Origin of the sequence: Nocardia sienata NBRC 100364 (assembly GCF_001613205.1) — a bacterium.
In the GTDB taxonomy this organism is placed as follows: Bacteria; Actinomycetota; Actinomycetes; order Mycobacteriales; family Mycobacteriaceae; genus Nocardia; species Nocardia sienata.
Map to the genome: position 1 here is coordinate 31,578 of NZ_BDBX01000058.1, position 13,289 is coordinate 44,866.

A 13,289-nucleotide genomic window follows, 5' to 3' on the forward strand; every position below is an offset into this window, starting at 1 on the left:
TTTCGCAGCCGGTGAATCCCGCTACGCGATCTTCGATACCGAATGGACACGCAGGTGGGCGACTTGCCGGACGTGCTCGAGCGCTAAGGTGTACCGCGATGCCCATGTCCCGTGCGCGGGACCCGAGCCCACCGGAGAACCCTCACGTGCGCGAAGTACTCCTGCTCTGCTGGCGTGATACCGGTCATCCACAGGGCGGCGGTAGCGAGCGGTACCTGGAACAGGTCGGCGCGCATCTCGCCGCCCGCGGGGTGAAGGTGACTCTGCGTACCGCCCGCTACCGGGGTGCGCCGAAGCGGGAGCGGATCGACGGTATCGAGATCAGCCGGGGCGGAGGCCGGTTCTCGGTGTATCCGCGCGCGCTGGCCGCCATCGCGCTCGGCCGGTGGGGTATCGGCCCGCTGCGCGGTATCCGTCCCGAGGCCGTGATCGACACCCAGAACGGCATCCCTTTCTTCGCCCGGCTGGTCTCGGGTGTGCCCTCGGTGGTGCTGGTCCATCACGGCCACCGGGAGCAGTGGCCGGTGGCCGGTGCCCTCGTCGGCCGGATCGGCTGGTGGATCGAATCGGTGCTCTCGCCCCGGGTACACCGCGCCGATCAGTACCTCACCGTTTCCCTGCCCTCGGCCGAGGAACTGGCGACGCTCGGCGTCGACCGATCCCGGATCGCGGTGGTCCGCAACGGCGCGGAACCGGTCCCCGCGCATGTGCCGACGGGCAGCGCGGTCGTCCGCTCGCCGGAACCCCGCGTGGTGGTGCTGTCGCGGCTCGTCCCGCACAAGCAGATCGAGGACGCGCTCACCGCTGTCGCCCGGTTGCGGTCCCGGATTCCCGACGTGCGGCTGGATGTGATCGGCGGCGGCTGGTGGGCGGACAAACTGCGGGATCAGGCCGCCGCCCTCGGTATCGCCGACGCGGTGACCTTCCACGGCCACGTCGACGAGGGCCGTAAACACGAGCTGCTCTCCCGCGCCTGGGTGCACGTCCTGCCCTCCCGCAAGGAGGGCTGGGGGCTGGCGGTCATCGAGGCAGCCCAGCACGGTGTGCCCACCGTCGGCTACCGCTCGTCGCGCGGTCTCACCGATTCCATCGTCGACGGCGTGACCGGGGTACTGGCCGACGACGCCGATCAACTGGCCGTCACGGTCGGTGAACTCCTGGACGACGCGGCCGCGCGCACGATCATGGGCGAGAAGGCCCGGGCCCGGGCGCGCGAGTTCTCCTGGGAGCACACCGCCTCGGGGGTGCACCGGGTATTGGCGGCCGCCGCGGCGGGGCAGCGGGTCAGTGGACTGATCTCACCAGGGGAAGACGTGGCTGCCGAGACACGCGCCGAACTTCCGGCCGGCGCCTGAGGGTACGCCGTTCGCGGCGCCCTGACGCCTACGGGCACAGGAATCTCGTTTCGGGCCTCGACGTACGAGCGCGTCGGGCTTTCCGCGCTCCGGCGCTCATACGGGCGCACCCGGGAAAAGTGGGGTTACCGCAGCGGCGAGTGGAACTCAGTTCCTGACTTTGCGTACTGCGAAGCCGGAGGCCCGGACGGCGAGCGGCGCCACCAGCAGCAGCACCCACAGGATGTGCGCGGCCACCATGAGCGATCGGTGTTCGGGTACGGGCCGCGGCCTGACATCCGGGACCCGGTACAGGTCCAGATCGCCGGTGCTGTGAACCGGTGCCAGCAGGGCCAGCGTCGCCGCGGAGTTTCCGCGCGGACCGGGGGTGTCTCGTTCGACCAGCACCCAGCCGACGCCGAGCTGTGCCAGTTCGTCCGCCGGCCCGCCGTCGAGCAGCAGGTTCTCCACGGTCTGCGCCCGGGCGCCCTCGCCGGTGACCGTCGCGCCGCGAACAGGCAGCGCGCCGGTCTGCAGGACATCGCGGGGCAGTAGCCGCGGCGCCGGGTCCAGAACCGGGGCCGATCCGGTGTAGGGGAAACGACGGAACATACCGCCCGGCAGTACGGCGATATCGCCGGGTCCGTCGACGCGCTCGGCGATCTCGTGCCAGGAGGCCGGATACTCGATCGCCCGCAGCTGCCCGCCGACACCCCAGCCCAGGTCGATCAGCGGCAGGGTCAGCATCCCGATGAACAGCGCGGCCAGACCCGGCGACCAGCGGACCGGGTCACCGTGGTCATCGGCGAGATCACTCTGCTCGTCGCCCGGGGTGCCCGCCTTCGCGCCGCGCCCGGAGCCCAGGCACGCGGCGGCCGCGCACAGCGCGTAGCCGGGGGCGGCCAGCGCCACATACTTCTGGGTGTCGCGCAGCAGCCCCGCGCCGGGTACTTCGACGACCAGCCATTCCATCACCGTGAGCCCCGCGGGGGTGGCCGCGAGCGCCGGGACCAGCACGGCCACGACGGCCAGGGCCGGCAGGATGCGGCGGGTCCGGGTGCGGTCGGGGTCCGTGTCGGCCGCCGCGGCCCGCCGGAACCCGAGCAGGACCACCGCGAGCAGCAGGATCGTCGCGACGGCGGCCAGCGGAGTCGTCCGCGATACCGGTACCGCCTCGGCGTTCCAGATACCGCCCAGTCCGGCCAGGCTGCCCACCGTGGCGAGCCAGGGTTCCGCGCGCGCGGCGAAAGCGGTGACGCCCGCGGGATCGGAGGGTTCGGCCGCGACCCCGGAGACGGCGGTGGCCACCAGCCACGGGGCGCAGGCCAGGACCGCGAGAGCTGCCACCCCGGGCGCGCGGCGCCATCCGGCCACGCTCACCGCGACCACGGTGGCGAGCAGGGCGCCGGTGGGGGTCAGGCCCGCCGCCGCGAGGCAGCCGGCCAGTACCGACCAGTCCCGCATCCGATCGGGCCGGGTCCGGCCCGCGGCGGTGCGCAGCCGTAGTGCGGCCAGGACCGTCCAGGGCAGCGCGGCATACCCCGTGAGCAGGCTCCAGTGCCCCTGGAGGAGCCGCTCGGCGATATAGGGGTTCCAGACGACGAGTGTGGTCGCCACCAGCTGCGCGGCGAGCGGGGCACCGAGCAACTCCCGGACGAGCACCGCGGCGCCGTACCCGGCGGCCCAGAGCGCGGCGAGCAGGACGGCCTTCACCAGCAATCCGCCGTCGATCAGCGGAGACAGTGCGGCGAGCAGAGCGTCCTGGGGTACCGCCCGCGGGGCCGCGTCGTCGAGGCCCAGCGCCGCGTCGGTGGGATAGGAGCGCGGCGTGCTCACGGCGTCCCGGAGCAGCAGGTATCCGGGGCGCAGCAGGGGCGCGGTGATCAGCAGGGTGAGCAGCAGGCTGTAACCGGCCGGGAGCAGACGCGTCCACCGGCCTGTTCGTTGCGCACTCACGGCCAGTCACCCTACGTTCGCCGGCCGCGGCGGGGCGGACCGGTATGTACACCGGGCCGGGTGGGACACTTGCGCACGTGCAGTGCGTTCGCCGTCTCCCCGCCGTGGCGGACATGACCCTGGTGACCGCGGGGGCGATGACCGCGAATATCGCGAGCTATCTACTGCAACTGCTGGCCGGACGCTGGCTCGGTGTGGCCGGGTACAGCGAGTTCGCCAGCCTGCTCGCCGTGCAGCTGCTGTGCGCGGTACCCGCGCTGGCCCTGCAGAACGTGGTGGCACGCGAGCTCGTGCACGGTGCCGATATCGCCGCGCTGCGGGCGCTGCGCCGGCGGTGCGCGCTGCTGGTGGCCGTGGCGGTCGTGGTACTGGTTCCGGTGGTGAGTGCGCTGCTGGAGGTCGGTATCGCGGCATCGGCGGCCGCGCTGGGATCGGCGCCCGCGCTGGTCGTGCTGGCCGGAGACCAGGGGGTGTTGCAGGGGTCGCGCCGGTTCCGCGGTCTGGCGGTGGTGCTCGGTGTCACCGGTATCGCCAAGGTTGTCCCGGCGCTGGTGGTGCTCGCCTGCGGCGGTGGCGCGACCCCGGCGCTGTGGGCGGCCGCCGGCGGAATCGCCGCCGCCGCGGTATATGCCCGGGTGGTGGCGGGCGGCGGTCGGCGGGGGGTGCCGGGAGGCGAACCGTTGGACGGTCGCACCGCGGTCCCCGGCGCGACGCCCGGGGTGGCGGGTGGGTTCGCCGGGGTGTTCGCGGTTCTGCAGGCCGCGCAGGTGCAGGCGGCCCTGATGGCGTTGTCCTCCGCTGATCTCATCGTGGTCCGCATGGTGCTGGACGAACCCGATGCCAGCCGCTACGCGCTGGGCACGATCGCCACCAAGGTCGCGTTCTGGTTACCGCAGGCGGTCGGGGTGGTGCTGTATCCGCGGATGGCGCAACCTGCTTCGTCCAGGTCGGCCGTGCGATCGGCGCTGGCCGTACTCTCCGGCATCGGGGTGGTCGCTGTGCTGGGCGCGGCGCTGGCCGCCCCGCTGGCGCCGGTTTTCGCGGGACAGGACTACGCGCCGATCGAGGGCCTGCTGTGGTTGTTCGCGCTGCACGGGGCGATTCTGGCGGTACTGCAGGGGGCGTTGCTGTCGGCCATCGCGGTGCAGCGGACGGCGCTGGCGGGGATCGCGTGGGCGGGTCTGGTAGTCGAGGTGGTGCTCGTACTCACCCTGGCGAGCAGTGTCACCGGACTGATCGTCACGGTCGCTTCGGTGGCCACCGTGACCACGACAGTCGTCGCGGTACTGGTCATCCGGACAGCGGCGGGTCGCCGGGTTCCGGCTCCCGCCTGAGCCGGGGCAGCGCCGCCAGCCCGACCGCGACCACCGCGACGAGGGCCGGGAACTGGACCCACAGCGAGTCACCCATATAACCGCCGGGCATCCGCCACGGGCCGGTGGACAGCGCGGCGGCCGAGACCGCCGTACCCGCTCCGGCGACCGCGGCGAGGGCGCGGCGCGGCAGCCGGGGCACGAATCGCACGGCCGCCAGGCCCGCGACGGTGAGTACCGTGCCCGTCACCCCGGCGATCAGTGTCGCCGCGGCGATCAGGGCGAGCGCGGCGGGTATCCGCGGCGACCACGCGCCCGGCGCCGCCGCCACCGGATCCGTGCGGGGGCCGCGCGGTACGGCGAGGGCGATCAGGGGGATCAGCAGCAGGAGGCCGAGGAACAGGGCGAGCCGGTACCAGCTGTCGATCGGGAAGGAGACGGTCACCGGGCCGGTGGTATCGGCGGGCAGCACCCAGCCCTGCTGCCAGCCGTCGACCACGATCGGCTGCAGTTCACGGCCGTCGGCGGTATGGGCAGACCAGCCGGTATTGGTACTCAGCGGCAGGGTCAGCAGGCGGGTACCGGTGCTCGGGGCGGGGGCGGTGGGCTGGGTGTTCACCAGGCGCAGCCGGTCGACGAAGAACAGTTCCGTCGGCGCGACCAGTACCTCGACATCCCCCGCGGGCAGCGAGACCGGTTGTACGACACCGGGTGCGGTGGCCGGGAATGCGCCCGCGTCCTGCGGCGCGTCGGGGCATACCTGAGCGGGAACGGGGTCACCGGCACGCAGTTCGCCCACGGTGGCCGTGACGCTGGTGTGGACCAGGCGGCCTCCCACCGCGATGGTCGGGCCCGCGTCGCAACCGACGGTCACGGGCCGGTCCGCGGGGGCAGGCGGCGGATACTGCGGGCCCAGTACCTCGATCTCGGCGAGACCGGGCGGCTGGGCCTGGTGATAGCCGAGCGCCGTCCGGTCCAGCACGGATTCCCAGCTGCGGACGCTCAATTCGATCCGGTCGGTGACCGTGGGATGCAGGTCGATCCGGGAGGCCTCGTCGGGTTCGGCGATCTCCCGGACCTGCGGGCCGTCGCCCAGATTCACCGTGACCGAGGTGGGCGCGGCGGGCAGGCCGCCCAGCGAAGGCGTCAGTTCCAGGCCGGTCACCAGGGTCGGTTCCGGAAGTTCGATCGTCAGCGCGGGTTTGGGTCCCAGGGTGTCGCGGACGGTGTCCTCCGGCGCGGTCCAGCTGGTGCGGGGATCCCCGTCGGTGGCGGCGAACGCGGAACCGCGTAGATCACCCACATCGGAGGCGCCGCGGGCCACGGGGCGCGCCGGGTCGGTCAACAGCGCCTCCAGGACCGGACCCTGCCGCGGGCGGACCATGAGCCGCGGCTCTACGGTGACCGGCGCCGGGACGGAGAGCGTCCGGCCGAACGGGCCGAGCTCCTCGGGCGCCAGCGCCAGGCCCTTACCGCAGCGCACGCGATCGGGGCTGTCGAAACACGCACTGCGCCCGGGGAATTCCTGGCCCAGATCCCATCCGGTGACTGTAGCGCCCGGAGGTGGCGGTGGGAGGATGGTCCGGTGCCGGATCTCGACCGGGACGCCGGCATCGCGCACGGTGTAGTCCTCCAGCTCCAATTCGCTGATCCCGAACTGGCCGCCGGTGCTGCCGCGTTCGGTGCGGATGGCGGTGATCTTCACCCATTCGGTGGAACCCACCGGCAGCGCGACCGAAACCGGTTCGCCCGGTTCGCTGATCCGGGCCGAGACACTGCCGTTGTTGGTGCGCACCTCCACCCATTTCACCGGATCGCCGATGGCGGCGGGGGTGGTGGTGAACCGCAGCAGACCGGAGGTGAACGGTTCGTCGAGTTCCAGCCGGATCCACTGCCCCAGCGCGTATTCGCCCGCATTGCTGATCCAGGCGGTCGCCGGGTCGCCGTCCACGGCGGCGGCGGTCGAATTGCCGGGGGCGGCGCCCCCGATCTGCGTCGCGTCGGCCGCCGAGCTCGACGCGGTGATGGTGGCCCCGGTCCAGCCGCCCTGCACCAGTTCGGCGCCCGGAACGGCGTAGTCGGGGACCAGGTTGTGGGTGTGGCGCGCGTCGCCGGGGGCGCGCAGCGCGGAGTTGTGGTTGTCGACCCTGCCGAAGTCGGTTTCCCGGTTCATCGGGGTATCGGTCACCGTCACCGGGCCCACCGGCAGGCCCGCGGCGGCGGCGTCGGCGGCCAGCAGGGTGGGCTCGTGCGAGGTCGCGGGGTCGCGATGAAGTCTTTCCAATACCTCCGGCCCGCCTTGGACCACAGGTACCGATTCCAGCGGCACGGTGTACGCGCCGGGGAAGTGCTCCGGCGCACCGGTTCCGCCGCGTACTTCGGCGGGGGTGCCGGGGGCCGGGGCGTCGACCCGGTAGATCTCCACCGCGGGATAGTCGGGCCGCAGATCCGCGTCGACCACGAAATCGTCGCGGCCTGAATCGTTTTCCACCGGCTTCCCGAATTCGGCGACCTTGTGCAGCCCCGGTGACCCCTCCACCGCGCTGTGTGCCAGCAGCGGGCGGGTGGAGCGGGAGGTGTCCGGGTCGAGATCGTTGCGCAGGACCAGCACCCCGATGCCCTGCCCGCGCAGCGCGGCGGCCAGACCGTCGGACGGCCGCCCGTCGGCGATCAGCCGCTGTATCGAATCCATCGCCCGGATGGTGCCGGGCGGATTCAGCGGGACGGCGTCCCGCACCGCCCATGGGGACTGCGCCAGCGCCTGGAGAGGTTCGTCCCGGGTCAGGCCCCACACCTGACTGCCGAAAGGCGCGCCGGGGACCACCAGCGCCCGGGTGTCGGCGGCATTGGCACGTAACCAGTCCGCGGTCTGCTGCCAGTAGGCGGAGACCGCGTCGTAGGCACCGCGCGGCGCGAGTTTCCCGGTCCAGGCGAGGGAACTCGACAGTGCCAGCGCCGCGAGGACCAGCATGGCGACCGCGACCCGGCGGTCGCGGTGCGGATTGCTGAACGCCGCCCGCCAGACCTCCGGCCGGACCGAGGCCGGTAGCGGTACCCGGGCCAGCAATTGGGCGATGCCCAGCACCAGCGGCAGCCGGATGAGCGGTTCGAGTTTGTGCACATTGCGCAGCGGTGCGCCGCCGGAGTCGAGGAAGACACGGATGGGTTCGGCGAACGGCCCGCCCAGCTGTCCCACATAACCCGCGCAGATACCGGTCAGCCCGACGCACAGGATCAGCACCAGCCGGCCGCGGGCCGGCATCGACCGCAGCGCCAGCCCGGCCATCCCGGCCGCGGCGATCAGTCCGGTGGCCAGCACCGCGGCGGGCTGGGTGACCAGCACCGCGCCCGCGATCCGCTCCGGGGAGACGAACGGTGTCCAGCTGTCGGTGCCGCGCAGTACCTCACCCAGTGACGCCCACTGGGTGGTGACCCCGGACGATTCGATGTAGTCGAGGAACGGCGGGCTCACCCGGCCCAGCAGCAGTAGCGGTACCGCCCACCAGGCCACCGCCAGGACGAGCAGCGGTACCCAGCTCACGGTGAACCGCCACCATGCGCGGTTGGGCCGGAAACTGGCCCACCACAGCAGCGCGGGCAGGAAGGCGGCCACGGTGGCGACCGCGTTCACCGCTCCCATCAGCGCCAGCGCCATCGCACTGCCGGCCGGCGACCGCGCCCCGCCGCGCCGATGCCTGCGGTAGGCGGTGCCCAGCGCGGCGGGCGCGAGCAGGACCCACGGCGCCAGCATCATGGGCAGGGTTTCCGAGGAGATCGAGCCGACGGTGGTCAGCACCCGGGGGGACAGGGCGTAGGCGGCGGCCGCGACGACCCGGGACCCCCGGCTGCCGATCCCGAGCGTTTCGCAGAGTTTGACAACGCCCCAGAAACCCGCGAGCAGCAGCAGCGCCCACCAGATCCGCTGGGTGACCCAGGCAGGCAAGTGCAGTACATCGCCGAGCGCGAAGAACGCGCCGTGCGGGAAGAAGTAACCGTAGGCCTGGTTCTGGACCTGGCCCATCGGCGCCTGGCTGCTCCACAGATGGGCGGCACGGGCGAGGAAACCGAGCGGATTCTCGGCGAGATCGTATTTGGTGTCGGCGACGGTGAGACCGGGGGCCTGCAGGAATGTCAGCAGGAACGCGGCGAACGCGGTGCCGAGAAACCAGCGGCGGCCCAGTTCATCGGTGGGCGCCGCATCGAGGGTGGGACGAGGGGCCGCGTCGGCGGGCTCGACGTGTTCGGACCGGACGGGCACCGTGGGTCAGATGTTCGCCGTCCCCGCCGACAGGCTCCGGCGGGGACGGGACGAGATCGGGCCGGGTCTCAGCGCTTGCCGTATTCGACGCTGTTCAGCAGCGAGCTGTCGGCGTTACCGCTGCGGTCGACTTCCGGCCGGCTGTCCTGCTGCAGCGCGGCGGTGATGGCGAAGACCGCGATGGCACCCAGCAGGGCGCCGCCGACCGCACTCGCGACACCGGGGACAGCAAACTTCATCGCAGCACTCCAAACTCCGAAGCAGGCATATATCTGGGCCAACCTAGCAGGACCGGCCGGGTCCGGGTAGGCACCGTCGGGCGTTTCACCCTAACGGTTACCGCCGGCCGGGCCCGATCGCGGTCCGCGCCGGGCCGGAGCATCGCCCCCGGACCCCCGGGGGTCATGCGTCCTCGGGTGCCACCGCGCAGTCGAGGGCGCCGAGCAGGGTGCGCAGTTTGGCGGTGGTCTCGGCGAGTTCGGCGGCGGGTTCGGAGGCCGCGACGATGCCGCCGCCGGCGTAGGCGCGCAACTCGCGGCCACCCGCGGCCAGTTCCGCGCTCCGGATGGCGACCACCCAGGTTCCGTCGCCGTCGGCGGTGCACCAGCCGACCGCGCCCCCGTAGAACCCGCGATCCTCCTCGTGGCCGGTGAGGTATTCGAGCGCGTCGGCGGTCGGGGTGCCGCAGACCGCCGGGGTCGGGTGCAGCAGCAGCGCCAGTTCGAGCGCGCTGGGCGCCGGCGTGCGCAGCACGCCGTGGATCGGTGTCCCCAGATGCCACACATCGTGGGTGGCGACCAGTTGCGGCCGCTCCGGTACCGACAGACCGCTGCACACCGGGGACAGTCGTTCGGTGATCCAGTCGACCACGAACGCGTGTTCGGCATGGTTCTTGCTGCTCGCGGCCAGCCGATCGGCCTGAGCGGAATCGGCCACCCGGTGTGGGAGCCGGGGCAGTGTCCCGGCCAGCGGGTACAGCTCGACGGCCGTGCCGCGGCGGTGGATCAGCAGTTCCGGGCTCGCGCCGATCATCGTCGCGCCGGTACGCCCGGCGGGGGTGAGATCGACCGCGAAGACGTTCGCCCGCGGATTGCGGGCCAGCAGGTACGCGGCGAGTACCTCGGGGTCCAGTGCGGCTGCCGCGGTGGCGAGGACGGAGCGGGCCGCCACCACTTTGCGCAGGCGAGGGGCGGGTTCGTTCAGCAGTTCCACCAGTCGCGCGACCCGCGCGCGGTGCTCGGCCGGGCTCGGCGTCTGTTCCACCACCTGCACCCGCGGCAGCTCCGGAAGCGCGGCCGGGCGCCACGGACCGGCGGTGTGCAGCAGTTCGTCCGGTTCGACCAGGGCGGCCGGGTGTCGTGGATCGAACGGTAGTGCCCCGGCGATCGCCGCGGCGGTGCCCTCGCGCAGGGCGGCCGCGGCCTGCCAGGGGTCGCGGTGCGCTGTGCGTACGCCGGTGCCGCGCACCACCGAGTCGGGCCGTGCCAGTAGGAACCCGGTCATGATCCGACCGTAGTCACGCCGCGGCACCCTTATTTCGCGGCGTGGCCGACGCGTCCGGCTTTCCGCGAGCCGGCCGGCTGCACCGGGGGAACCAGGAAAACAGGGCGGTGGCAGTGCTTGAGCACGGCGTCGGCCACGCTGCTGCGCACCAGCGCGCGCAGCCCGGTCGCACCCCGGGTACCCGCGACGATGATGTCGACATCGAGTTCGTCGGCGACCTCCACGACCGCCTGCCAGGCACTGGCGGCGTATTCCTGGGTGCGCGCCTCGGCGTTCAACCCCGCCAGTGCGGCCAGGTGCACGCCTTCGGCATTGATTTCGCGGGCGGTGGTGTAGGCGATGTCCTCGAGCTCCTCGTCGGGCACCCATTCCGGTTGGACCATCCCGGAGATCCCCGAGATCCGCGCGGCCTGGCGCACCATCGGCTCCCAGGCGGTCAGGACCACCGCGCGGTCGGCGGCGAGGAAACGTCCGGCGTATTCGATCGCGCGTTTGGCGTGTTCGGAACCGTCGTAGGCGATGAGCATCAGATCGCAGGGCATAACGGCCACCTCCGGGGCGGACTCCTCAGCGGTGTTACCAGATTACCTCCGGCCGGAAGCCGATCCGAAGTGTCGCGGTCGTGGCGCGCGGGCTACCGTCGAATGATGCGGAAGATACCGTTGGTCCTGTTCGCGGTGCTCGCCGCGCTCCTCGCCGGCTGTTCCGGTACCGAGAGCGGCAACTCCGGTCCCGGTACCACCGCGACCCCGGGCGCGGGCACGAGTCCCGAGGCCGCGATCGGCCCCACCACCACGACCGGAGGCGACTGCGCCGCCCGGTACCTGGCGCAGTTCAGCACCCGCGAGAAGCTCGCGCAGTTGCTCACCGTGGGGGTGACCGGTACCGACGACGCGCTCGCCGTGGTGCGCGACCACCAGGTCGGCGGGATCTTCGTCGGCAGCTGGACCGATCAGTCGATGCTCACCGACGGGGGGCTCGAGCAGGTGACGGCCGCGGCGAAAACGCCGCTCATGGTGACCACCGACGAGGAGGGCGGCCGGGTGTCGCGCCTCGGGAATCTCATCGGGACCGCGCCCTCGGCCCGGGTCACCGCGCAGACCATGACACCGGACGAGTTCTATACCGCGACACTGGACCGTGCGCGGGCCATGCAGGACCTGGGGATCACGGTGGATTTCGCCCCCGATATCGATGTGAGCTCCCAGCCCGACGATTCGGTGATCGGTGATCGCTCGTTCTCCGACGACCCGGCCGTGGTCACCGAATACGCCGACGCCTATATCCGGGCCATGCACGAGGTCGGTGTCGGGACGGTGCTCAAGCATTTCCCGGGCCACGGGTCCAGTACCGGCGATTCCCATCTCGGCGCCGTTCAGGTTCCGCCGCTGTCGGAACTGAGTACCAGCGACCTGGTGCCGTTCCGTGAGCTGATCGGTTCGGGTTCGGCGGTGATGGTCGGTCATCTCGACGTGCCCGGGCTGACCACCCCGGGCGTCCCGGCCAGCATCAGCCCGGAGGTCATGACTCTGCTGCGCGAGGGTTCCGGGTACGGGGCGGCGCCGTTCGACGGTGTCATCTTCACCGACGACCTCAGCGGTATGGCGGCCATCACCGAACGGCTGTCCATCGAGCAGGCGGTGGAGGCCGCGCTCGTGGCGGGCGCGGACAATGCGCTCTGGATCAGTACCGATGCCGTGGGACAGGTGCTCGATCAGCTGGAGCAGGCGGTGGCGGCCGGCCGATTGCCGATGGAACGAGTGGACGCCTCGGTACTGCGGATGGCCGACTACAAGCGGGTCCCGCGCCCCTGCTGACGCTCCGGGGCCGGGCCACGGTCCGGCCCCCGGATGACGGGCCGGGTTTTCGGCCGCCTACCGGAACAACACCGGCGTGCGGGTATCGCGGCCGGTAGTTCCCGGCCCGCGGAACTTACTTTGGAGTAATATTATGGGTTCACTGCGGTAGGAGACGTGATGGCGGGCGGTACGAAAAGGCTTCCGAGAGCGGTGCGCGAGCAGCAGATGCTCGATGCCGCGGTCGAGGTCTTCTCGCGCAAGGGCTTCCACGAAACCTCCATGGACGCCATCGCCGCCGAAGCCGAGATCTCCAAACCGATGCTGTATCTCTACTACGGCTCGAAGGACGAACTGTTCCGCGCCTGCATCCAGCGCGAGGGCCTGCGCTTCCTCGAATCGGTCGCCCCCGCCGGCAACCCGCTGCTCAGCCCGCACGAACAATTGCGTACCGCACTCGAGGGCTTTCTCGGTTTCGTCGATACCCATCGCAACTCCTGGCAGGTCCTCTATCGTCAGGCGCTCGGGCAGCAGGCCTTCGCCTCGGAGATCGAGAACGCCCGGGAGCGGGTCATCGAACTGACCGCCAAACTGCTGGAGTCCAGCGCCAAACACGCCGAACCCGGGACCAACTTCGATATCGTCGCCGTGGCGGTGATCGGTGCGGGGGAGGCCATCGCCGATACCGTCGCAGACGGCCGCATCGATGTGGCCGAGGCCGTGGATCTGCTCGACGCGCTGGCCTGGCGCGGTCTGTCCGGCCGCAAACCCGGCGGGTCGGACACCGCGGAAACGGGCCTGTTGCCCGAATAGTTCGTATCGCCCACTCGGCGGCGCTTCTCGGTTGCGTCACGCCCCCGCGCTCCGTATTTGCGATGCGCGCAACGGATGTCGCGGAGGACGCCATCCGGCCGGGAGGGCACAGTGTTCGGAATGTTGCGGCCGTGCCGGCACGGCGCCGCGAGATACGGGGTGGACCCGCAGCTCTGGCAAGCCCATATGTGCGGGCTGTGCCTGGGACTACGCGACGGGCACGGACAGTCGGCCCGGAGTGCGACCAATACCGACGCGGTGGTGCTCGCGCTGCTGACCGAGGCCCAGGCCGCGGCGCCCGCCGCGCGCCGCACCG

The 13,289-nt window shown here is 71.7% G+C and carries 9 protein-coding genes and 1 pseudogene; 5 read left to right on the forward strand and 5 right to left on the reverse strand.

Going from position 1 to position 13,289, the window contains the following annotated elements; all coding sequences use genetic code 11:
• The first annotated feature begins 146 nt into the window (after positions 1-146).
• Entirely contained in the window at positions 147-1,355 is a 1,209-nt protein-coding gene (locus tag NS4_RS27230; RefSeq protein WP_063062352.1) for a glycosyltransferase family 4 protein, read from the forward strand.
• A 147-nt stretch (positions 1,356-1,502) separates the two neighbouring features.
• Here the strand turns inward: NS4_RS27230 and NS4_RS27235 are convergent, their stop codons facing one another.
• Positions 1,503-3,290, reverse strand: a complete 1,788-nt coding sequence (locus NS4_RS27235; protein ID WP_174552141.1) for an MmpA family trehalose lipid delivery protein — start codon at positions 3,288-3,290, stop codon at positions 1,503-1,505.
• A 137-nt stretch (positions 3,291-3,427) separates the two neighbouring features.
• On the opposite strand from NS4_RS27235, the gene NS4_RS27240 reads away from it, so the two are divergent.
• Entirely contained in the window at positions 3,428-4,624 is a 1,197-nt protein-coding gene (locus tag NS4_RS27240; RefSeq protein WP_245665772.1) for a polysaccharide biosynthesis protein, read from the forward strand.
• Here the strand turns inward: NS4_RS27240 and NS4_RS27245 are convergent.
• The 4 genes from NS4_RS27245 to NS4_RS27255 form a co-directional block, all read right to left on the reverse strand.
• A complete protein-coding gene (locus tag NS4_RS27245) occupies positions 4,581-8,861 on the reverse strand; it encodes an alpha-(1->3)-arabinofuranosyltransferase (protein ID WP_439955815.1) in 4,281 nt (1,426 codons plus the stop codon). The two genes, NS4_RS27240 and NS4_RS27245, sit on opposite strands and share 44 nt — an antisense overlap.
• 68 nt (positions 8,862-8,929) lie before the next feature.
• Positions 8,930-9,100, reverse strand: coding sequence for a DUF2613 domain-containing protein (locus NS4_RS31760; RefSeq protein WP_081877246.1), 171 nt, complete (start codon positions 9,098-9,100; stop codon positions 8,930-8,932).
• 163 nt (positions 9,101-9,263) lie between these two features.
• A complete protein-coding gene (locus NS4_RS27250; protein ID WP_063062361.1) occupies positions 9,264-10,364 on the reverse strand; it encodes an isochorismate synthase in 1,101 nt (366 codons plus the stop codon).
• 29 nt (positions 10,365-10,393) lie between these two features.
• Entirely contained in the window at positions 10,394-10,906 is a 513-nt protein-coding gene (locus NS4_RS27255) for a universal stress protein (protein WP_063062354.1), read from the reverse strand.
• A gap of 105 nt (positions 10,907-11,011) precedes the next feature.
• Here NS4_RS27255 and NS4_RS27260 point away from each other — a divergent pair, with 105 nt between their 5' ends.
• The 3 genes and pseudogenes from NS4_RS27260 to NS4_RS27270 all read left to right on the forward strand — a co-directional run.
• Positions 11,012-12,181, forward strand: a complete 1,170-nt coding sequence (locus NS4_RS27260; RefSeq protein ID WP_157106279.1) for a glycoside hydrolase family 3 N-terminal domain-containing protein — start codon at positions 11,012-11,014, stop codon at positions 12,179-12,181.
• Between the two features lie 159 nt (positions 12,182-12,340).
• On the forward strand, positions 12,341-12,973 hold the full coding sequence (locus tag NS4_RS27265; RefSeq protein WP_063062356.1) for a TetR/AcrR family transcriptional regulator: 633 nt from the start codon (positions 12,341-12,343) through the stop codon (positions 12,971-12,973).
• A gap of 111 nt (positions 12,974-13,084) precedes the next feature.
• Positions 13,085-13,289 (forward strand): annotated as a pseudogene (locus NS4_RS27270) (DUF5685 family protein); the annotation flags it as partial.

What these genes read in the sequence shown, in the direction of transcription:
- NS4_RS27240 (WP_245665772.1), top strand. Translation starts at nt 3,428, where the DNA reads ATGACCGCGAATATCGCGAGCTATCTACTGCAACTGCTGGCCGGACGC.
- NS4_RS31760 (WP_081877246.1), bottom strand. Translation starts at nt 9,100, where the DNA reads ATGAAGTTTGCTGTCCCCGGTGTCGCGAGTGCGGTCGGCGGCGCCCTG.
- NS4_RS27250 (WP_063062361.1), bottom strand. Translation starts at nt 10,364, where the DNA reads ATGACCGGGTTCCTACTGGCACGGCCCGACTCGGTGGTGCGCGGCACC.
- NS4_RS27255 (WP_063062354.1), bottom strand. Translation starts at nt 10,906, where the DNA reads ATGCCCTGCGATCTGATGCTCATCGCCTACGACGGTTCCGAACACGCC.
- NS4_RS27260 (WP_157106279.1), top strand. Translation starts at nt 11,012, where the DNA reads ATGCGGAAGATACCGTTGGTCCTGTTCGCGGTGCTCGCCGCGCTCCTC.
- NS4_RS27265 (WP_063062356.1), top strand. Translation starts at nt 12,341, where the DNA reads ATGGCGGGCGGTACGAAAAGGCTTCCGAGAGCGGTGCGCGAGCAGCAG.